The organism is Novosphingobium marinum (genome assembly GCF_013408095.1).
GTDB classification, from domain to species: Bacteria; Pseudomonadota; Alphaproteobacteria; order Sphingomonadales; family Sphingomonadaceae; genus Novosphingobium; species Novosphingobium marinum.
This window is the reverse complement of the sequence record NZ_JACBZF010000002.1, coordinates 461,129-480,629: the sequence shown is the minus strand read 5'-3', so window position 1 is coordinate 480,629 and position 19,501 is coordinate 461,129. Positions and strand designations below refer to the sequence as shown.

Below are 19,501 nucleotides of genomic sequence, written 5' to 3'. Positions count from 1 at the left end.
CGAACGTCGCCGCCGCTACCGATCACGCCGCTTCGTCGCCGGCGTCGAGGCCATAGGCGGTGTGCAGGACGCGCACCGCCAGCTCGGTCTCGTCCTCGTCGATCAGCACCGATACCTTGATCTCGCTGGTCGAGATCGCCTGGATATTGATGCCGCGATCGGCGAGCGCGCGGAACATGGTCGAGGCAATGCCCGCATGGCTGCGCATGCCGACGCCGACGACGCTGATCTTGGCGACGCGGCTGTCCGCGATCAGGCGGAAGAAGCCGATGGCCTCCTTGCGCTCGTCGAGAAGCGCCTGCGTCCGCACCAGGTCGGCGGCCGGGACGGTGAACGTCACGTCGGTCTCGCCCTTGTCCTTGGCGATGTTCTGGATGATCATGTCGACGTTGATGTTGGCTGCGGCCAGCGGCGCGAAGATCGCGGCGACGGCGCCGGGCCGGTCGGGCACGCGCGTGATCGTGACCTTGGCCTCGTTCTTGTCGGCGGCGATGCCGGTGATGAGTTGGCTTTCCATGTCGGATCCTTCCAGTTCCTCGTCGCTGACGATCATCGTTCCGGGCAGTTCGTCCGCCGAAGGGGCGTCGTCGTCGATGAACGAGGACAGCACCTGCACGCGCACGCCTTCCTTCATCGCGAGGCTGACCGAACGCGTCTGCAATACCTTCGAGCCGACAGAGGCCAGCTCGAGCATTTCCTCGTATGTCACCATCGGCAACTTGCGCGCGCGCGCGACGATGCGCGGATCGGTGGTGTAGACGCCGTCGACATCGGTGTAGATGTCGCAGCGGTCCGCCTTCACCGCCGCCGCCACCGCGACCGCCGAAGTGTCCGAGCCGCCGCGCCCCAGCGTCGTCACCCTGCCCTCCGGCGCGATGCCCTGGAAGCCGGGGATGACCGCGATCTCGCCCGCCTGCATCGACGCGACGAGCGCGTCGGCGTCGATCTGCTCGATCCGCGCGCTCGCGTGCGCGTCGTTGGTGCGCACCGGCAGCTGCCAGCCGAGCCACGAACGCGCCTTGCAACCCATTGCCTGCAGGGTGAGCGCCAGCAGGCCGCTCGTCACCTGCTCGCCCGAGGCGACGACGACGTCATATTCGGCAGGGTCGTAGAGCGCATTGGCCTCTCGCGCGAAGTTCACCAGCCGGTCGGTCTCGCCGGCCATGGCCGAGACGACGACGGCCACCTCGTGCCCTGCCGCCTGCTGCTTGCGCACGATGTTGGCGACGCGCCGGATGCGCTCGGTGCCGGCCATCGATGTGCCGCCGAATTTCATCACGATGCGTGCCAAGGCAAGTGCTCTCCCTGCTGGAATCGGTTTGGGCGCGCTGTTAGGGGTGCTCCATGAGCAATGCAACCATTCGCCCCGAGGAAGCTAGCCATTTCGGCAGGCTCGCCGCCGACTGGTGGGATCCGAAGGGATCGTCCGCCATGCTGCACGAGCTCAACCCCGTGCGCCTCGCCTTCCTGCGCGAGGCGATCGACCTGCACTGGGGCGGCGACATCCGCGGGGCAAGGCCGCTGGCGGGCCGGAGCGCACTCGACGTGGGCTGCGGCGCGGGCCTGCTGTGCGAGCCGCTCGCCCGGCTTGGCGCAGCAGTGACCGGGGTCGACGCCGCGCCGGAGAACGTCGCTGCCGCCAGCGCCCATGCGACGGCGATGGGCCTTGCCATCGATTACCGGCAGGGCGACGTATCCGAACTGGCGCTGAGCGGTTTCGACCTCGTCTGCGCTCTGGAAGTGATCGAGCACGTCGCCGACAAGGGGGCATTCGTCCATGCCTTGCAGCAAGCGCTGGCGCCCGGCGGGCTGATGGTGCTCTCCACCCCGAACCGCACGCCGCACTCGCGGCTGTTCCTCGTCGAGGCGGCGGAGCGCACCGGGCGCATCCCGCGCGGCACGCACGACTGGAACGACTTCATCACGCCCGACGAACTGCGCGAGCTGCTGTCCGCCGCCGGCCTCGCGATGGACGAGCCCAGGGGCATCGCGTGGAGCCCGATCAAGGGCCTGCACCTGTCGGACAACCTGTCGCTCAACTACATCGTAACCGCCCGTCGGGCCTGAGGCGTTTCAGGCGAGCGCGGCTTCCCACGCCGCTTCGTCGAAACCCACCAGCACCCCGCCGGGGTGCTCGACGACGGGCCGCTTTATCATGCTCGGATGCTCGGCCATCAGCTCGATTGCCCGCGCCTCGTCCACATCGGCCTTCGCATCGTCGGGAAGCTTGCGCCAGGTGGTCCCGCGCCGGTTGAGCAGCAGCTCCCACCCGACCGTCGCCGCCCAGCCCCGCAGCTTCTCCGCGTCCACGCCTTCCTTCCTGAAGTCGTGAAACACATACCCGACCCCGCGCCCGTCGAGCCACTTGCGCGCCTTCCTGACCGTGTCGCAGTTGGGGATGCCGTATAGGTGTATTTCGGTCATTGCTTACTTCCGACCCTGCGATTCAAGCCTTCGCCGCCGACCGACGGCAAACGCTCCCAGAATGTTGCCTGATCCCGCAATCCGGCGTTTATCAGGAAGCGGAAAGCGCAAGTTTGCGAAGCAGCGCGCCTGTCGCCAGAAGGACAGTAAACAGGAATACGGCTTCCAAAGCGAGTGCACCGAAAAGAGACCGGTTCGCCGCGAGCGCGGGCACGGATATCGACCAGGCGAGGCCCAGCGCGAACGATGCGGCCAGGCCACCGGTGGCAACTCGCGTCAGGAGTTCCCAGCGCCGCAGCATGGCCGCGACGAATGCAGCCAGCCACAAAAGGCCCATCGCGACAAAGGCCACGCTCACGGTGGAATCCTGCGCGAAATTGCGGAAACCATTCGATATTCCGAGAATCGCCAGGAAGGCGCTGCCCAGCATGATCACGAAACTGCCGGCATTGACTTTGTTGAACATCACTTCCTCCATCATCGCGGTAATCGAAAATTCGGCAGCACCGAGCGCAAACTGATTCTTCTGGCCAGAGGGAACATGGCGAAACTCGGCGGCCATCGCGTCGATCCAGCCCTTGCGACTTTCCGGCGCAACGAATTTGGCAAGGGCCAGCATTGCGCGGGCAAATGCGGTCATCTTGCGACGCTCCAGGCCGGGTCCGGATGTCCGAACTCATCGAGCCGTTCTTCGGCCAATGCGCGGCCCTTTGCATTGAGTCGGTACAGATGGCGCCGAGGGCTCCCGTCGATCGGGCTGTCTTCCCATTTCGCCTCGAGAAATCCGTGATCGTTCAGACGGGCCAGGAGCGGATAGAGTGTTCCCGACGCCAATCCCGTACCGACGCAGAGATCATAACCGTGCGACCACTTTCCGGACCTTTCGGACAACACCGCCAGAAGCTTGATAGCTTGACGGGATGTGTGGGAACGCCGAGGCATTTCACAACTCTACCTATATCGAGTTTACCTGTCAACGATGATCCGGGCTTGAGGCATCGCCCCTGGCTTCGCTGACATTCCCGTACAGCTGAGGCTGGAAAAGCTCTTTGATAGAAACGGCGGTGTTGGAGGCTTCCCTTCCCGCCACGGTGAAGGATTGCGGCTGCCGGACATCGATTCTATCCGGATACGCGATGTCGCTGGAAAGTCTGCTGCACTCTGTCGAGGTTTCGCTCGCACTTGGAGCGATATTCGGCCCTATTGGTCGGCATCCTGTGTCCGAAATACACGACAGGGTGCATCGTGCTGTTGTTCGTCCCGATAGCGACGGGTATTCATGTGGACTGGTGGTTGCGCCGGACCCCCGCGAACCCGCGACCGTCGACAAGCGCCCTCGCTCTTTTCTTCGGCCCGCTCTGGCCCGGTCTCGGAGCCATAGCCGGATGCCATTCCGGAATCTGGCTCAGGATGCGCTTCGGCAAGGACGCATAGCTACATGGCCATGAACGGTTCGACCATACGCAAGCGGTACATCGTGACAGCTTTTGTCCTGATCCTGTCGGCAATCGCCTACGTTCTGGTTGCGCGCCCGATGCTTCGGTCTATGGGCGCGACGACGTACGGGCCACTGTCGTCGCACAGCAAGGATATTATCCTCGTTCACGCGGAAAAATTGCTGATGAATGTCCCGCCGCTCTCCGACCTTTCCGACGACAGCTTGCGATTCGTAGCGATGCCGTCCTTCGGAGACCGATGGATGGCGGTTTCCCTGTCCAGCGATGGATCGCGCGCGCTCGGCCACCTGGCGGTTCTGGACCGCAAAACCGGTAAGGTAAGCAAACGTGCGTTTCGACTGACCGAACCGGAATTCGACCGCTTTACGGCGGCGTGGGATGCCGAGACCGGCAATTACTGGGGCGCGTTGTCACTGTGGGCCGATGGAACTTCCCTGGGCTTCGAACGCAGACGCGGGAGCACGATAACGTCGGGCATCGGCAACTCGCCATGTCACTACGATGTTCTCGGCGATCTCGCAGCAGACCACATCGGGCCGCATGCCGAGGAACTGACCGATCTGAGCGTCCCGTACATCGACCGCTTCCTTGCAAGCGATCACTGCTGATGGCTTGCGCCTCCCATGCGGAGCCGGGCAGTCGGGACGCCCCGCCGTTGCTACAAGCGGCATTTCGATATGATGCGAATACCGCCGTCTCTAGTCGCGAAGAAGGACTATGGCTTCGGCGTCTTCGGAACGCGTTTGTGCGAACCAGTCCCGGGGGCTGACGTTCTTTGCCTCGAGCGAAGGTAGAACCGCTGTACGTGTGGCCAACAATTGCTCGCGAGTGCGAATGCGGGCGACGACGGGGCGCATCGCTTCACATGCCTTTGCTTGCTCTAGCTGCCAACGCCTTGTTCCTTTTTCCAGGTCGTCAGGTAGTGCATTGCGCACCAAGTCAATGAGACTAATAGACCCTGTCAACTGAAGCAGTCGATGGGTAGAATCCTCCTCTATTCGACGGGCGACACTGACCTCGTTGCAGGAGAGTAGCGATGCTATTCTCAAGCCGCTGATCAAGGCGAACGCCTCAAGAAAGGGATCTGCCGACGAATAATCGTCACGGTCTCTATCAAGCGCGATGCGAGCACGTCGGGAGAAAATCTCCTGCAATCCCGCTCCATCCTGATAGACGCGGCGCCAGTTGCTTTCGGCCCTACCCGAATCGGTAAGCAGCCAACTCTCCTCAAAAAGTTCGGCTAGCCCTCTGATCTCTCCAAGATCATGTTCGACTCTGTCATGCTGGACACGCTCGATTGAACTAAGAATTTGATCTAACCTGGTCGACATTTCATCGAATGACCGCTCGATCTGCTTCAGTCGAAAATCGATGAGCGCGAACCCGGCCACGGAGATGCCTATGCCCGCTGCAGAAAAGGCCAGATTAGCCGCCGCCAGATCATTGAGCGAACTCAACCCTTGCTCGATCCGGCCAACACCTCTTCGGATTATTTCGTTCTGCGAAATTTGTACTACTTCGCTTGCAACTTGGCCCAACAAAGCGGCTGGATTTCCAGTGACTAGGATATTGGCGAGAGGCGCAGCTTCTTGCAGGTGATAAGCTATCGATCCATTCGAATTTCTGATGACTGATCCAAACAGCTTAAGCGATTTATTTGCCAATCCGGCTCGGGCCTCAGGTGGGATGCCACGTATTAAAAATGGTGCGAGAGCATCGATCATGAAACTAGCCTCGCGTGGCTGGCAACTTCATCAACCATCAGGGCAACCTGGGAAAGGACGGACCTTGGGGCTTTTCCTTCTCCCATCCACGCATGGTCGATGCGTTGCGCCGCAGCTTGGCGGAGACGTGCGTGTACCCCTGCGCGGTCCCGCACCAGAACTCCTACATTTTCAGATGTTCGAGCGATCCTCTTACCGATTGTCCGTCCAAGATGACCGAGTTTTGCTGAAAGCCCCTCAGCTCTTTCCGATGATGATCTCGAATCTTCGATATCGGATTGTCGAAGGTTAGCCCCCTGCTCATCCACTGATTTGCACTCTGGAAAAGCGATCTGTTCAGTCGCTTCAATCATCGCATTGGCAAAGCCATCAAGTTCTGGATTAAGGCTCGAAAGCTTTTGAGCGGAATCCACCAGAATTCGTTTCAATGACATCTCGGTCCGCTCGAGCATTTGCGGATCGATGTACAGGGTTGCGAAGGCATCCGGGTCCCACAAGGCATCCTTGAAGCTTGCGAACGGCAATAAGGTTTCAAAATGCTCGCGGCTCTCGATGGCAGCCCGATTGATTTGTGCAGCTGCCGCAATTAGGATTTCGTCCCTCCATGCTAGAACGTCCTGGCGAAATTGAAGTGTGTCAATTTCCATCGATTTCCGGACCTTTCTTCCGCTTGCGATCGCCTCCCCCACCTCGAATATCCGACGCGCAGCATAATGACTATCAATGTCAGCGATTGCGGAAAATCCCAATCAATCCCCCTAAGAAAAGACCAATCGGCAACTCCGTGAATAGGACGCCGCCTGGTACCGCTATCAGTGTTGCTGCCGACACAAGGGCCAGGATGGTGGAAATCTTGAAGCCAGTTTCAAACCCGATGAGGAACCCGCATATGCCCGCAATGATTCCTGGTAGCAAAATTATCACCAGACGCTCTCCAATAAATCCGACGACACTTTTCAAATTTTCTAGAAAATTCAGGAAAACTCGTAGGGATCAGAATTCCTTTATTGCTTGCCTCTTTCGAAAGTCCGCGTCGCACCTTTAATCGGACGCTCAACCAAGCTGGTAAGCGACCTGCCAGCGGACCGGCAACCCATGGCACTCCTCGGCCCAAATCCGGATCACCGGCAAACGACCTTGTCGATGGACGTTCGCGTGTCTTGCTCCGCTTGCCGCAATCAGGCACTGAGCGATAGTCGTCGGAGAACGTGTGATGAAGGTTGCCTCGGCCATCGGTCGTAATTGGTTCTACGCGTTACTACCGCTATGGCTGATTGCATCCCTGGGGTTCCGGTCAACCCATCCCTGGGCGTCGCAACCGCAACTCGGCGAGGCGATCACCCTGTTTGACTGGTGCATATTCATCCCGCTGACCTTCGCCATCTGTTATCGAGGCATGTCGCGTCGCGCGCTGTTTCTTCGCGTTCTGGCCTTGATCTGTGGTGGCATCTGGCTGGCCGGAAAACTTGTTCCAGCAGATGCACAGAACCTGCTGCAAACTATGGGCGCGATGCGCTGGCTTGGTTTGTCGGTTGTTCTGCTGTTCGAAGTCGCCGCAATCGTGGCCATGCTGCGGATCGTTTTCGGTGCGACACCCGATCCGCGCGCCTTAACGGATCAGGGCATCCCGCCCATCGTGGCCAGGTTGATGATCGCCGAAGCGAAATTCTGGCGCTGGCTTTGGGCTTGTCTGACCGGAAAGTAGCAGGCTGTTTCAATAAAACCTGCCGGTCAGCTTACCACCCCAGCTACGGACACATGGATCACCCGGCCGCCCGCCACAATCCGTCCTCGAGCACCCCTCTCCCTACGGCCCCGCGCAGCACGGGTGCGAGCGCATCTTGCGGACCTGGGCCAGTGTCAGGATCTTGATCGTGGCGTTGTCGGCGGGGAAGGCGTTCATCAGGTTGCGCGGGTGCGCGTGGTGGACGGGAACGAAGGACGAGGTCAGGAGCACGTGGCCGACTTCGTGCCCCATGTCCCAGCGCCACGCCTCCTTGGCGACGGTGGCGGCTGGCCTGCCGGGCTTGTGCCCGCCGCAGCCGAGGACGCCGCGCATGCGGTTCACGAAGTAGACCTTCACGTGGTTCGCCGGGCACGGCGGGCCGAGGTTGTGGAGCTGGTCGTACTCGCCCGAGCTGATGTTCCAGTTGCACTGCTGGTCGATCCTGTCGAACAGCGCCTCCTGCGCGGGCGTCAGCAGCAGCGACTGCCCCTCGGCATAGCGGAAGTCGATCCCGTACTGGCCGTAGACGGTCTGCGCGTTGCGCAGGCTCTGCTCGAACGGCACGTTGGTCAGCGAGATGCTGCGGAAGTGCGCGTGCACGGTGTGCGAGGGGCGCCTAAACTGCGCATCGAGCGCGGCCATCGTGTTGCGGCCAACCTCGCCGTCCGCGGTCAGGCCCTTCGACGTCTGGTACGCGCGCACGGCATTCGCCGTCTCGGTACCGTAGATGCCGTCGGGGCTCATGCTGCCGCCGATCGATCGCGGCATCGCATGCCCCGCGTCGATGAGCGCGAACTGCACGAGGTGCACCGCCCGTCCCCGCGCACCGCTGCGCAGGGGAGGCGAATTTATCGCCGCTCCCCTGAGGGTGCTGCTCGTATTGAATCTTGCCGACTGTAGCGTCATGGATCGCCTCGCGTATCGATGCGATGACGTTCTGACAGTGCCGCCGTTCGGGGTCTTTTCCCTGCCCGCCGTCATCCCGGATGGAATCGAGCGACCCGCCATCACAATACCCGCAAAGTCGTCACGGCCGGATTCAATTCGGGGAATCGTTGCCCAGTTGCGCCGGGACGAGTTTCGTCACGATTTTTAGTCGTCTCTATTAAACCGGTGAACAACCGGGTCCTCGCAGCCGAAAAGCGTGTAGGACTGGTAATACTGCAGCACGCCCCGGCGCTTCGTCGCGGCGTGCTCCGCGTGGCGTCCCCATTGCCGCGCCGCCTCGCGCGTGTCCCACTCCGACAGGGCGACCACTTCGCCATCGTCGGCCACGTAGCTCTTGAAAGAGAGGTATCCCGGCTGCCGCGCGGAGAGCTGCTCCATCTCGGCCGCCTCGGCATCGTAGGCCGCGCGGTCGATATCGCGTCGCTTGCGGTTGCGGAAGACGACCAGGTACATGACCGCTCCTTAGAAGCAGGTCGCGACCGGCGACAGTGGACATTTGCCGCATTCCGCGACAAAGCCCGCCTGTCATGAGCGTCAACAGTTTCGGTCGCATCTTCCGGTTCACCACGTGGGGCGAAAGCCACGGTCCCGCGCTCGGCGCCGTCGTCGACGGGTGCCCGCCGCGCCTTGCCCTTTCCGAAGGGGCGATCCAGCCGTTCCTCGATGCCAGGCGGCCCGGCCAGTCGAAATACACGACGCAGCGGCAGGAGCCCGATGCGGTGCGGATCCTTTCGGGCGTTTTCGAAGGTATGACCACGGGCACGCCGATCTCGCTGATGATCGAGAACACAGACCAGAGATCGAAGGACTATTCCGAAGTCGCCGCCGCCTACCGGCCGGGGCATGCCGACTACGCCTACGATGCCAAGTACGGCTTTCGCGACTATCGCGGCGGCGGGCGGTCGTCCGCGCGGGAGACGGCGGCGCGCGTGGCCGCTGGCGCGGTTGCCCGGCTCGTGCTGCCCGAAGTCGAGATCCTCGCGTGGGTATCCCAGATCGGCGGCGACGCGATCGATCCGGCGAAATTCGACGCGGAGGAAATCGGACGCAACCCGTTCTTCTGTCCCGACCCGCAGGCGGCGGAGCGCTGGGCCGAGCTGGTCGACGTGACGCGGCGCGCCGGTTCCTCGATCGGCGCGGTCGTCGAATGCGTCGCGCGCGGCGTGCCGGCAGGCTGGGGCGCGCCGGTCTACGGCAAGCTCGATGCCGACCTTGCCGCCGCGATGATGGGGATCAACGCCGTCAAGGGCGTGGAGATCGGCGACGGGTTCGACGTGGCGCGGCTGACCGGCGAGGAAAACGCCGACGCCATGCACCCGGGCGAGCAGGGCCTCGAGTTCGAGGCGAACCATGCCGGCGGGATCGCGGGCGGCATCTCGACCGGCCAGCCGGTGCGCGTGCGCGTCGCGTTCAAGCCGACGTCCTCGATCCTCACTCCGGTGGCGACCGTGACGAAGACCGGCGAGGCTACCGAGATTCGCACCAGGGGGCGGCACGACCCGTGCGTGGGCATACGCGGCGCTCCGGTGGTGGAAGCGATGATGGCCCTCGTCCTGGCCGATCACAAGCTGCTGCACCGGGCGCAGTGCGGCGGCTGACGGGCTCGCCGGGGGCGGCAACGGTCGTCGTGCGCCTTTAATCGATTATACCGCTTACCGACTGGCCGACTGATTGGCACAGTCGATCAGGTCAATCGGACTTCCCCGCTTAAACTTTCATCGAGTGTCCCTATCTCGTTTGTCGTCAGTACCGACCTCAAACCTAGGAGAGACACGCAATGGGTATCATCGGATCCGAGATCAAACCGTTCACCGCAACCGCCTTCCAGCAAGGCAAGGACTTCTTCGACGTCAGCGATGCCGACCTCAAGGGCAAGTGGGCGGTGTTCTTCTTCTATCCGGCCGACTTCACCTTCGTGTGCCCGACCGAGCTCGAGGACATGGCCGAGCAGTACGACGCGCTCAAGGGCATGGACGTAGAGGTCTACGGGGTCTCCACCGACACGCATTTCAGCCACAAGGCATGGCACGACACTTCGGAGAAGATCGCGAAGATCAAGTTCCCCATGCTCGGCGACCAGCTCCACACGCTCTCGAAGAACTTCGACGTCCTGCGCGAGGAAATGGGCCTTGCCGACCGCGCAACTTTCGTCGTCGATCCCGATGGCGTGATCCAGATCATGGAGATCACCTGCGAAGGCGTCGGCCGTAACGCCAAGGAACTCGTCCGCAAGATCAAGGCCGCCCAGTACGTGCGCGCCAACCCCGGCCAGGTCTGCCCGGCCAAGTGGGAAGAAGGCAGCGATACGCTCGCTCCCTCGCTCGATCTCGTCGGCAAGATCTAAGCCCCGCAAGAGGGCGAGAACCCGAAGTCCATTCGGGTCGCAAACGCCGGTCCGGGGCATTGCTCCCCCTTCCGCCCCGGACCGGTTCCTGATTTGATTTTTCGAGGAATTCCGATGCTCGACGCCAACATGAAGCAGCAGCTGCAAAAGTATCTCGGCAACCTGCGCGAGCCGATCGAGCTCGTCGCTTCGCTGGGCGAGGACCAGAAATCGGCCGAGACGAGGGAATTGCTCGAAGAGATCGCCGGGCTTCACGACAAGGTTTCGGCAAGCTTCGACGGCAGCGACGATCGCCGTCCCAGTTTCATAATCCGCCGCGCCTCCGACGCCGAGCGCTGGGTTCGCTTCGCCGGCGTTCCGATGGGACACGAGTTCACCTCGCTGGTGCTCGCACTGCTCTGGGCCGGCGGCCACCCGCCGAAGGTTTCCGAAGAGGTGCTGCAGCAGATCGCCGATCTCGAAGGCGATTTCGCGTTCGAGATGTATTTCTCGCTATCGTGCCACAATTGCCCCGACGTGGTGCAGGCGCTCACCCTGATGGCGCTGACCAATCCCCGCATCACCGCGACGCTTGTCGAAGGCGGAGCGTTTCAGGACGAGGTCGAGGCGCGCAACGTCATGGCGGTCCCCGCCGTGTTCCTCAACGGCGAACCCTTCGCCAACGGCAAGATGGACGTCGAGGAGATCCTCGCGAAGATCGACACGAATGCAGAGGCGCGCGCCGCACAGAAGCTCGAAGGCAAGGAGCCTTTCGAGGTGCTCGTTGTCGGAGGCGGTCCCGCCGGCGCTTCGGGTGCGATCTACACCTCGCGCAAGGGCTTTCGCACCGGCATCGCCGCCGAGCGCTTTGGCGGTCAGGTACTCGATACGATGGGTATCGAGAACTTCATCTCGGTTCCCTACACCGAGGGACCGAAGCTTGCCGCGCAGCTCGAGGCGCATGTCGCCGAGTACGACATCGACGTCATGAACCTGCAGAAGGCCGAAAAGCTTATCCCCGCGAAGAAGCCGGGCGGCATGCACGAGGTCGTATTCGCAAACGGCGCATCGCTCAGGGCGCGCAGCCTGATCCTTTCGACCGGCGCGCGCTGGCGCAATCTGGGCGTCCCGGGCGAATTCGAATACCGCAACCGCGGTGTCGCCTATTGCCCGCACTGTGACGGGCCGCTCTTCAAGGGCAAGCGTGTCGCGGTGATCGGCGGCGGCAACTCGGGCGTCGAGGCGGCAATCGACCTGGCTAACATCGTCGGCCACGTGACGCTGATCGAGTTCGATTCGAAGCTTCGCGCCGACCAGGTTCTGCAGGACAAGCTGCGCTCGATGAAGAACGTCGACATCCTCGTTTCGGCGCAGACAACGGAAATCACCGGAGACGACGAGCGCGTTAACGGGCTGGTCTACAAGAACCGCGAAAGCGGCGAGGAAAAGACTGTCGAGCTCGAAGGCGTATTCGTGCAGATCGGGCTTGTCCCGAACACCGAATGGCTCAAGGATTCCGGGCTCGAACTGTCGAAATTCGGCGAGATCGTGATCGACGGTAAGGCCGCAACGAACATTCCGGGCATCTACGCCGCCGGCGATGCGACCACCGTGCCCTACAAGCAGATCATCATCGCGATGGGCGAGGGATCGAAGGCCGCGCTTTCGGCTTTCGACTACCTCATCCGCAACGAGTCAACCGACGAGATTGCGCAGGCAGCCTGATCAGCGCCTTCTCCTGAGAACGATGTAGAGCGCACCGGCCCCACCATGGCGCCGGTGCGCCTTTCGTATGGCAGCGATGTCGAGCGCATGCTCGCTCACCGCCAGCCAGTCCACGACCTTGGCCCGGATAGCGCCGCGCCGATGCCCGCGATCGGCGGCATCGCCCGGCCGCGGCCGCCCGGTGACAAGGAGCACGAGCCGCGCGCCCATCGCCTTTGCTTGCGACAGGCCGTGCAGCAGCCGCCCGTGCGCGGCGTCGAGCGATGCGCCGTGAAGGTCGAGGGTGAAGTCCGGTTCCACCAGTCCCCTGCCCAGTTTCCTGTCCCAGCTTGCGTCGAGGCCGCGCAGGTCGATGGGCGGAGCCTTTGATTGCGGAGGTGGTTCTGCAGGCCGCGGCGTGACGGAACGCGGTACCGCCTTGCGGGACTGAGACACGGCCGGTGCGCCGGCTACAGGGCGTTCGCCCCGCGGTTCCGGTACCGACTTGCCGGCGATGGGCGTCACCGTCTTCGCGACCCTTCGCCAGAGTTCCGCTTCCTCGCCCGTGAGCTTGCGTTCGGGCCGTTTCATCGCGCGCCGATGCGCGAAAGCGTTCCTTTCGGCAGCAGGATAAGCGCCTGTCCGCGACCGCTCATGCCGCCAGCAATCTCCCGCGCATCGGCGCCGGCGCCCCAGAAGGTATCGAAGCGGTTCGCGCCCTTGATAGCGCCGCCGGTATCCTGCGCGATCCACATGCCGTTGGCGCGCGGACGATCGAGTTCAAGCCAAACCGGTGCTCCGAGCGGTACGAAATTGGGATCGGCGGCCACCGAGCTTTCCGCGCGGACCGGAACGGAAAGCGCACCGAGGGGGCCGTCGCCGGTCAGTTCGCGAAAGAAAACCCAGCTCTGGTTCTCTCGCATCAGTTCACGGCCCTCGGCAGGTTTTTCACGGAGGTACTGCATGATGCCCTGCATCGAGCCGGGGTACTGGCCGGGGCCGTCGCCGAGCAGTCCGCGCTCGCGCATCACGCCACCGATGCCGGTATAACCGCGTCCGTTCTGGCCGGCATAGCCAATGCGCATGACCTCTCCGTCCGGACTGCGCAGACGTCCCGACCCTTGAATCTGGAGGAAGAAGAACTCGATCGGATCCGCCGCCCAGGCGATCTCGAGACCACGCCCGGAAAGCGCACCGTCCTCGATCTGGGCACGATCGAAGTAGGGCACGAAGTCCCCGCTTTGGTTGTACCTTCCGAGCGGCGGACGACCTGTCCGCTCGCTTTCCGGCATGTCGGCGGGCCACGCGCGAACAAGGTCTGACGGCATGCCATAGACCGGCACGTCGTAACCCGGTCGGCGGGTCCGCGAACCGGCGATCTCAGGCTCATAGTACCCGGTGGCGAAAGCCGTGCCGTCACCCACGCGGGCGGTCTCGAAGTAGCGGTTGAAGAAGCCGCGGGCATCGTTCGGACCCCATGTAGCGGCGGCGCCACATGCTTCCTGCCAGTCGCCGTTCCGAGTCAGTCCGCTGCGATCCTCCCGCGCGAGCAGCCTGGGGCAGCTTTCGCGAAAGGATGAGAGCGCCGCCGCCGCATCAGAAGCGCCGACAGCCAGCGAAGCGAACATCGGCCCCGGCGATACGCCAGCGAGCAATGCAGATCCCGGTTGCGGAGTCGGAGCGGGGATCGGGCCGGGGAGCGAGGTCTGCGGCCCGGGCAGCTGACCTTCCGGAATGATCCTGCCGCACGCCGCGATCAGCGCGAGTAACGCCAGCGTCGCGATCTTTCTGCCGAACCTCCGCACGGAGATCAGCCCTCGTCGGTCTCGTCCAGAAGCCAGTCGGGATCGGAGGAATTGACATTGCGAGAGAAGGTCCAGATGTCGACCGCCTCGATCGCGTCGTCGAGCGAGCCCGCGATCACGTTGCCGTCCTTGTCGCGCGTGACGGCGGCAATGTCCGAACGGAAGCGCATCGTGACGCGCGCCATGGGAGCATCATACGAAGCATCGACGATCGCCGCGTCCTCGACCCGGACCAGCCGGTTGTCCAGCGTCTCGCCCGCTGCCTCGCGAGCATCGATGGCGGCGGCGAAGCTGGAGTAGACTTCATCGTCGCAAAGCTCGCGCAGCTCTTCCTTGTCGCCCCGCCAGAACGCCTCGAGGATCATGCTGTAGGCAGTGCGCGCGCCTTCGAGGAACCCGAAGGCATCGAAGCGGCGGTCGGCCGCGGCGATCTCGCGCATGCCGCGATCGACGGCTGGCGACGTTACGGGAAACTCGCGATGACGAACGCCGGCAGGATGGTTCGGCGCTTCCGCAGATTGCGACGGCTGATGCGGCCGAGCCGCGCCGGGCGCACCCGGTTGTCCTTCGAAACGGCCCTGGATCGGCTCTTCCTCGTGCTCGGCACGGCGACCGAGCACGGAATACAGACGCAAGCCAAGGAAGGCTGCGATCATTGCCAGGATCACGATTTCGACAGTCACGCCATCATATCCATTGCTTCGCCCCAAGCGGCGGTTCAAACGTCATAACCTCAGATAGGTAGGGTTTACAAATGAACAACGCGTGAGCGACCGAAATGGCGAAATTTCCGCCGGTTCGAGCGGCAAAAACGCATTTCCGCCCAGAGTTTGTGCAAACCATGCTCCGCACTTTCAATTTGCGGCCACAAAGTCTAAGCGCGCGGGCCTGACAGTCGCAAGGGTAAGAGAGAATTCATCATGGCCGATGACGGCAACATCATTACCGATCTTAATCTCGGCGGGAACGGCAACGGAGACGACCAGACGCCGACTGCGGGCATAGTGATGCAGTACGTCAAGGACCTCTCGGTCGAGAACCCGAGCGCGCCCGAAAGCTTCCAGTGGCAGGAAACGCCCGGTCTCGACGTCCAGTTCAATATCGGCGCGAAGCCGGTTTCCGAGGAACTGCACGAAGTGGAGCTGCGGATGACGGCGACGGCCAAGACGTCGCAGGGCGTGTCCTACGCGGTCGAGCTTTCCTATTGCGGTGTCATTGGCATGCGCAACCTGGACGAGGCCAATGCCCACGCGTTCCTCTATGCCGAAGCCCCGCGCATCCTTTTCCCGTTCGCGCGCCGCATCGTTGCCGACGCGGTTCGCGATGCGGGCTTCCCCCCGCTGATGCTCGACCCCGTCGATTTCAATGCGCTCTACGTCCAGCAGCTTCAGGCCCAGCAGAACCAGGGCGGGGACGACACCCCGCCCGTGCCAACGGGCAACGCCTGAGACGTGAACGGCTGGTTCGCGTGAGCCGGTCCGGAAGGCGCGCAGGCGAATGAGCCTTGTCAGGAACGTCGGCACGATCGGCGGCCTTACTGCCGTCAGCCGCGTGTTCGGTTTCGCCCGCGACATCCTGCTGGCCCGTGTTCTGGGCGCGGGCGGCGTGGCCGACGCATGGCAGCTCGCCTTCCAGCTACCCAACATCTTCCGCAGGCTCTTCGCCGAGGGCGCGTTCTCGCAGGCCTTCGTTCCGCTGTTCAACCGCCACTACAAGGAAGAAGGCGCCGACCTCTCGGAGGCACGCCGTTTTTCCGAGGAAGTGCTGGCGATCCTCATTCCGATCCTGATCGTCTTTTCAGCCATCGCGTTGATCGTGATGCCGTGGGTCATGGGCCTCTTTGCCAGCGACGGGCTTGAGAACGACCGCGACACCTTCTCTCTCGCCATCCTGATGGCGCGCATCACTTTCCCCTACCTCGCCTTCATGAGCCTCGCGACATTGCTGGCGGCGGTGCTCAACTCGATGTCGCGCTTCGCCGCAGCGGCGGCCGCGCCGATCATGCTCAACATCTGCCTGATCACCGCGCTGGTCATCGGCGCTGGCATGGACGGCGGCGAGGAAGCCCGCGAGAAAACAGGGCTGATGCTGGCAATAGCAGTCAGCGCCTCGGGACTATTCCAGTTGCTCTGGCTCGGCTTCTGGGCTTGGCGTTCGGGTTTCAGCATGCGGCTGCGCAGGCCGCGTATCACTGCGGGCGTGCGCGAGCTGGGTATCCTCGTGCTGCCTGCCATTTTCGGAGCCGGCGTCTACCAGATCAGCCGCTTCATCGACCTGTTCTTCATCGCCACCCTGCCCGAGAGCTCGATCACCTATCTGGCCATGGCGGACAGGCTCAACCAGCTACCGCTCGGGATCATCGGGATCGCGCTGGGTACGGCGATACTTCCCTCGCTGTCACGCTTCATAGCCAACGAGGATGCCGGCGGCGCGTTCCGCCTGCAGAGCAACGCCGTGGAACTGGCGCTGTTGCTGACCCTGCCCGCCGCCATTGCGCTGTTCGTGTCGGGGAGCGCCTTCACGCGCGCCTTCTATACGGGCGGAGCCTACACGCTCGCCGACAGCCTGCAGACCGGCGCGGTGGTGTCCGGCCTGGTCGTCGGCTTGCCGGCCTACGTCCTCGTAAAGGTGCTCGTCCCGAACTTCTTCGCGCGCAAGGATACGCGGACGCCGGTCTACACGGCCGCGACGGGGCTCGTGCTCAACGTCATCGCGAACTTTATCCTCGTTCCCCGGCTGGGGGTCGTCGGGCTGGCGCTCGGCGGTGCCATCGGCGCGTGGACGAATTGCGGGCTGCTTTACCTCCTGCTCGTGCGGAAGGGATACTATCACCTGACGCCGCTCGTCGCCGGGCGCATCGCAAGGATCGCGCTGGCAGGTGCCGCCATGGGCGCGGCGTTGTGGTATGCCATGCCCTACGGCGCCGACTGGTACACCGGCTCCCTGCCCGAACGGGTTGCAGCCATTGTCGCGCTCGTGGCACTGGGCGCGGCGGTTTTCTTCGCCCTCGCCGCGGTGCTCGGCGTGCTTTCCCGCGAGACGATGCGCCAGCTTACCCGCCGCACCGGCTGAGAATTTCCTTCCAACGCGACGCCGCGCCGCTTATGGCCCGCCGGTTCCCGTCCTCCGTTCCCAGCCAGCAGAAGCTCATCCATGCGCATCGTCTCCGGCATCCAGCCTACCGGCAACCTGCACCTCGGCAACTACCTCGGCGCGATCCGCAACTGGGTGGCCATGCAGGACGAGGTGAGCGCCAGCGGCGGGCAGTGCCTGTTCTTCCTTGCCGACCTTCACGCGATCTCGATGCCGCACGATCCCGCCGTCCTGACGGCAAGCACGCGGGAGATGGTTGCGGCGCTCGTCGCATGCGGCGTCGATCCCGACCGGTCGATCCTGTTCAACCAGGCGCAGGTGCCCGCGCACGCGGAACTGCAATGGCTGCTCAACGGCACCGCCCGCATGGGCTGGCTCAACCGCATGACGCAGTGGAAGGACAAGGCGGGCAAGAACCGCGAGGGCGCTTCGGTCGCGCTGTTCACCTACCCGGTCCTGCAGGCCGCCGATGTCCTGCTTTACCAGGCCACCCATGTTCCCGTCGGCGAGGACCAGAAACAGCACCTGGAGCTTGCGCGCGACATCGCGCAGAAGTTCAACAACGATTTCGCGTCGGAAGAGGCGCCGGTCTTCACCCTGCCCGATCCGATCATTCCGCCCGACGCTGCCCGGATCATGAGCCTTCGCGACGGAACCGCGAAGATGTCGAAGTCCGATCCGTCCGACATGAGCCGGATCAACCTGACCGACGATGCCGACACGATCATGAAGAAGGTCAAGAAGGCAAAGACCGATCCCGAACCGTTGCCGTCCGAACCGAAGGGCCTTGGCGACCGCGCCGAAGCAGCCAACCTTGTCGGTATCTATGCGGCACTGACCGGGTCTTCGGTCGAGCAGGTGCTTCGCGATTTCGGCGGAGAAGGCTTCGGAAAGTTCAAGCCGGCACTGGGCGAAGTGCTGGTGGAACGCCTCGCACCGATCAACGCGCGATTCGTCGAACTGAAAGGCGACGGAGAGGCGCTCGACGCGATCCTTGCCAAGGGGGCATGGAAGGCCCGCGAAATCGCGATTCCCACCCTCGATGCGGCCTACAAGGCGCTCGGTCTCGTAAGGCTCTGAATAACAAAGAGCAATTCACCGCAGCATAGCCTCCATTCAACGGCTATTCAGCAGCCTTCGTTTACGGCATGTTCTCGTTTCGGAGAGGTTGGCCCTTTACGGTGGCCGCACGAGCCTCTCGATGTGGAGAGAACATGATGAACCTGAGCCTCAATTCGCGCACCGGCGCAATGAAGGTGGCGGTTGCGGCCTCGCTCATGCTTGGCCTTGCGGCCTGCGCCTCCCCGTTCCGCGCCGACGTCTCGCGCTTCCAGTCGCAGCTTCCCGCACCCAGCGGCCAGACTTTCGCAGTCGTGGCCGACGATCCCGCACTTGCTGGCGGCATCGAGTTCAATCGCTATGCCGACATCGTCGAGTACCAGATGAGCCAGGTGGGCTACACTCCGGTGGCCGATCCCGCCGACGCGCAGCTTATCGTGCGGTTCGACTACGGCGTCGACAATGGCCGCGAGCGAGTGCGCACGACCGGCTTCGGCCGCAGCCACTATTACTCGCCCTGGTACGGTTACAGCGCCTATCCCAGCTACTGGGGTTATCGCGGAGGCCCGTGGCATTACGGCTTTCACGATCCGTTCTTCGGCGGGCCGGAAATCAGCAGCTACACCGTCTACACCAGCGGGATCGACATGAAGATCGACCGCGCCTCGACCGGCGAGCGCGTTTTCGAAGGCAAGGCCGAAGCGCTGTCGCGTTCGAACAAGCTTCAGTATCTGGTTCCGAACCTGGTCGAGGCGATGTTTACCGGGTTCCCCGGAAATTCGGGAGAGACCGTGCGCATCTCCGTCGCGCCGGAAGACCGGCGCTGACAGGATTTCCCTGTACGGGAGTCTCCGGAAGGGCAGGAGTGCGAGCGCGCTCCTGCCCTTTTTCGTGGCTACTGGCCCGCCCGTGCCCGTGCACGCGCGACAACGGCCCTGGCGACCGCCTTCGAGCGCAGGCGCCGCTGCTGCAGGTCGAAAATCTAGTTGGTCTCGTCGAAAGCGGTGTCGGGCCCACGGAGCGTGGCATAGACGCTTTGCCAGTACGCCGCTTCCTGCTCGATGCACGAGCCGAACGCGGCCGTTGCCACGATTTCCGAACTTTCCACGGACTGAAGTGCCAGCGATGCCGCATTCCGTTCGACGCATGCCTGCCAGAGCGATAGCTTGTCCGGCTCTGCCGGCGCCGCCTGCGCCAGCACCAGCGCCGCTGAAGCGATCGATAATAGCATGCCGGTC

Annotated in this window: 22 protein-coding genes; 10 read left to right on the top strand and 12 right to left on the bottom strand. The window is 63.2% G+C overall.

The features are described 5' to 3' along the window. Positions 1-22 precede the first annotated feature (22 nt). Entirely contained in the window at positions 23-1,291 is a 1,269-nt protein-coding gene (locus FHS75_RS07050; RefSeq protein WP_425325956.1) for an aspartate kinase, read from the bottom strand. A 53-nt stretch (positions 1,292-1,344) separates the two neighbouring features. On the opposite strand from FHS75_RS07050, the gene ubiG reads away from it, so the two are divergent. Continuing rightward, positions 1,345-2,067, top strand: coding sequence for a bifunctional 2-polyprenyl-6-hydroxyphenol methylase/3-demethylubiquinol 3-O-methyltransferase UbiG (gene ubiG / locus FHS75_RS07045; protein ID WP_179406977.1), 723 nt, complete (start codon positions 1,345-1,347; stop codon positions 2,065-2,067). A gap of 6 nt (positions 2,068-2,073) precedes the next feature. Here the strand turns inward: ubiG and FHS75_RS07040 are convergent, their stop codons facing one another. The 3 genes from FHS75_RS07040 to FHS75_RS07030 form a co-directional block, all read right to left on the bottom strand. Continuing rightward, positions 2,074-2,424: an ArsC family reductase gene (locus tag FHS75_RS07040; protein WP_179406976.1), complete on the bottom strand. Its 351-nt coding sequence runs from the start codon at positions 2,422-2,424 to the stop codon at positions 2,074-2,076. Positions 2,425-2,515: 91 nt separating this feature from the next. Further along, a complete protein-coding gene (locus tag FHS75_RS07035) occupies positions 2,516-3,064 on the bottom strand; it encodes a hypothetical protein (RefSeq protein WP_179406975.1) in 549 nt (182 codons plus the stop codon). Continuing rightward, entirely contained in the window at positions 3,061-3,366 is a 306-nt protein-coding gene (locus FHS75_RS07030) for a PadR family transcriptional regulator (RefSeq protein WP_179406974.1), read from the bottom strand. Before FHS75_RS07030 ends, FHS75_RS07035 begins: the two co-directional genes overlap by 4 nt. Positions 3,367-3,862: 496 nt before the next feature. Between FHS75_RS07030 and FHS75_RS07025 the strand changes: the two genes are divergently transcribed. Further along, complete coding sequence (locus tag FHS75_RS07025; protein WP_179406973.1) at positions 3,863-4,489, top strand: hypothetical protein; 627 nt, start codon at positions 3,863-3,865, stop codon at positions 4,487-4,489. A 90-nt stretch (positions 4,490-4,579) separates the two neighbouring features. On the opposite strand, the gene FHS75_RS07020 is transcribed toward FHS75_RS07025, so the two are convergent. Both FHS75_RS07020 and FHS75_RS07015 read right to left on the bottom strand, forming a co-directional pair. Then, on the bottom strand, positions 4,580-5,605 hold the full coding sequence (locus FHS75_RS07020) for a hypothetical protein (protein ID WP_179406972.1): 1,026 nt from the start codon (positions 5,603-5,605) through the stop codon (positions 4,580-4,582). Continuing rightward, a complete protein-coding gene (locus tag FHS75_RS07015; RefSeq protein ID WP_179406971.1) occupies positions 5,602-6,354 on the bottom strand; it encodes a hypothetical protein in 753 nt (250 codons plus the stop codon). The genes FHS75_RS07020 and FHS75_RS07015 overlap by 4 nt, the downstream gene beginning before the upstream one ends. 464 nt (positions 6,355-6,818) lie before the next feature. Here FHS75_RS07015 and FHS75_RS07010 point away from each other — a divergent pair, with 464 nt between their 5' ends. Next, a complete protein-coding gene (locus FHS75_RS07010; RefSeq protein WP_179406970.1) occupies positions 6,819-7,310 on the top strand; it encodes a hypothetical protein in 492 nt (163 codons plus the stop codon). 102 nt (positions 7,311-7,412) lie between these two features. Here FHS75_RS07010 and FHS75_RS07005 read toward each other — a convergent pair whose 3' ends face one another. Further along, the gene (locus FHS75_RS07005) at positions 7,413-8,237 is read right to left on the bottom strand and encodes a peptidoglycan-binding domain-containing protein (RefSeq protein ID WP_179406969.1); all 825 of its coding nucleotides are present in this window, start codon (positions 8,235-8,237) and stop codon (positions 7,413-7,415) included. A 186-nt stretch (positions 8,238-8,423) separates the two neighbouring features. Next, entirely contained in the window at positions 8,424-8,732 is a 309-nt protein-coding gene (locus FHS75_RS07000) for an antibiotic biosynthesis monooxygenase family protein (protein ID WP_179406968.1), read from the bottom strand. Between the two features lie 74 nt (positions 8,733-8,806). Here FHS75_RS07000 and aroC point away from each other — a divergent pair, with 74 nt between their 5' ends. The 3 genes from aroC (at position 8,807) to ahpF (ending at position 12,327) form a co-directional block, all read left to right on the top strand. Next, positions 8,807-9,877, top strand: coding sequence for a chorismate synthase (gene aroC / locus FHS75_RS06995; RefSeq protein ID WP_179406967.1), 1,071 nt, complete (start codon positions 8,807-8,809; stop codon positions 9,875-9,877). Between the two features lie 179 nt (positions 9,878-10,056). After that, complete coding sequence (gene ahpC, locus FHS75_RS06990; protein ID WP_179406966.1) at positions 10,057-10,623, top strand: alkyl hydroperoxide reductase subunit C; 567 nt, start codon at positions 10,057-10,059, stop codon at positions 10,621-10,623. A gap of 114 nt (positions 10,624-10,737) precedes the next feature. Continuing rightward, positions 10,738-12,327, top strand: a complete 1,590-nt coding sequence (gene ahpF, locus FHS75_RS06985) for an alkyl hydroperoxide reductase subunit F (RefSeq protein ID WP_179406965.1) — start codon at positions 10,738-10,740, stop codon at positions 12,325-12,327. Here ahpF and FHS75_RS06980 read toward each other — a convergent pair whose 3' ends face one another. From FHS75_RS06980 to FHS75_RS06970, 3 genes are read right to left on the bottom strand one after another with little or no spacing between them, the layout of a single operon-like run. Continuing rightward, positions 12,328-12,897: a Smr/MutS family protein gene (locus tag FHS75_RS06980; RefSeq protein WP_179406964.1), complete on the bottom strand. Its 570-nt coding sequence runs from the start codon at positions 12,895-12,897 to the stop codon at positions 12,328-12,330. After that, the gene (gene mltA / locus FHS75_RS06975) at positions 12,894-14,111 is read right to left on the bottom strand and encodes a murein transglycosylase A (protein WP_229735506.1); all 1,218 of its coding nucleotides are present in this window, start codon (positions 14,109-14,111) and stop codon (positions 12,894-12,896) included. The genes FHS75_RS06980 and mltA overlap by 4 nt, the downstream gene beginning before the upstream one ends. Before the next feature lie 5 nt (positions 14,112-14,116). Then, positions 14,117-14,794: a Tim44/TimA family putative adaptor protein gene (locus FHS75_RS06970; protein ID WP_179406963.1), complete on the bottom strand. Its 678-nt coding sequence runs from the start codon at positions 14,792-14,794 to the stop codon at positions 14,117-14,119. 237 nt (positions 14,795-15,031) lie between these two features. On the opposite strand from FHS75_RS06970, the gene secB reads away from it, so the two are divergent. The 4 genes from secB to FHS75_RS06950 all read left to right on the top strand — a co-directional run bounded on the left by secB (position 15,032) and on the right by FHS75_RS06950 (position 19,090). Next, a complete protein-coding gene (secB, locus tag FHS75_RS06965; protein WP_179406962.1) occupies positions 15,032-15,559 on the top strand; it encodes a protein-export chaperone SecB in 528 nt (175 codons plus the stop codon). Between the two features lie 49 nt (positions 15,560-15,608). Beyond that, complete coding sequence (gene murJ, locus FHS75_RS06960) at positions 15,609-17,183, top strand: murein biosynthesis integral membrane protein MurJ (protein WP_179406961.1); 1,575 nt, start codon at positions 15,609-15,611, stop codon at positions 17,181-17,183. Positions 17,184-17,264: 81 nt separating this feature from the next. Further along, positions 17,265-18,284: a tryptophan--tRNA ligase gene (gene trpS, locus FHS75_RS06955; protein WP_179406960.1), complete on the top strand. Its 1,020-nt coding sequence runs from the start codon at positions 17,265-17,267 to the stop codon at positions 18,282-18,284. 134 nt (positions 18,285-18,418) lie between these two features. Continuing rightward, positions 18,419-19,090 carry a DUF4136 domain-containing protein gene (locus tag FHS75_RS06950; RefSeq protein ID WP_229735505.1) on the top strand — a complete coding sequence of 224 codons (672 nt, stop codon included), beginning with the start codon at positions 18,419-18,421 and terminating at the stop codon, positions 19,088-19,090. A 155-nt stretch (positions 19,091-19,245) separates the two neighbouring features. On the opposite strand, the gene FHS75_RS06945 is transcribed toward FHS75_RS06950, so the two are convergent. Then, the gene (locus tag FHS75_RS06945) at positions 19,246-19,494 is read right to left on the bottom strand and encodes a hypothetical protein (RefSeq protein ID WP_179406959.1); all 249 of its coding nucleotides are present in this window, start codon (positions 19,492-19,494) and stop codon (positions 19,246-19,248) included. Positions 19,495-19,501 lie beyond the last annotated feature (7 nt).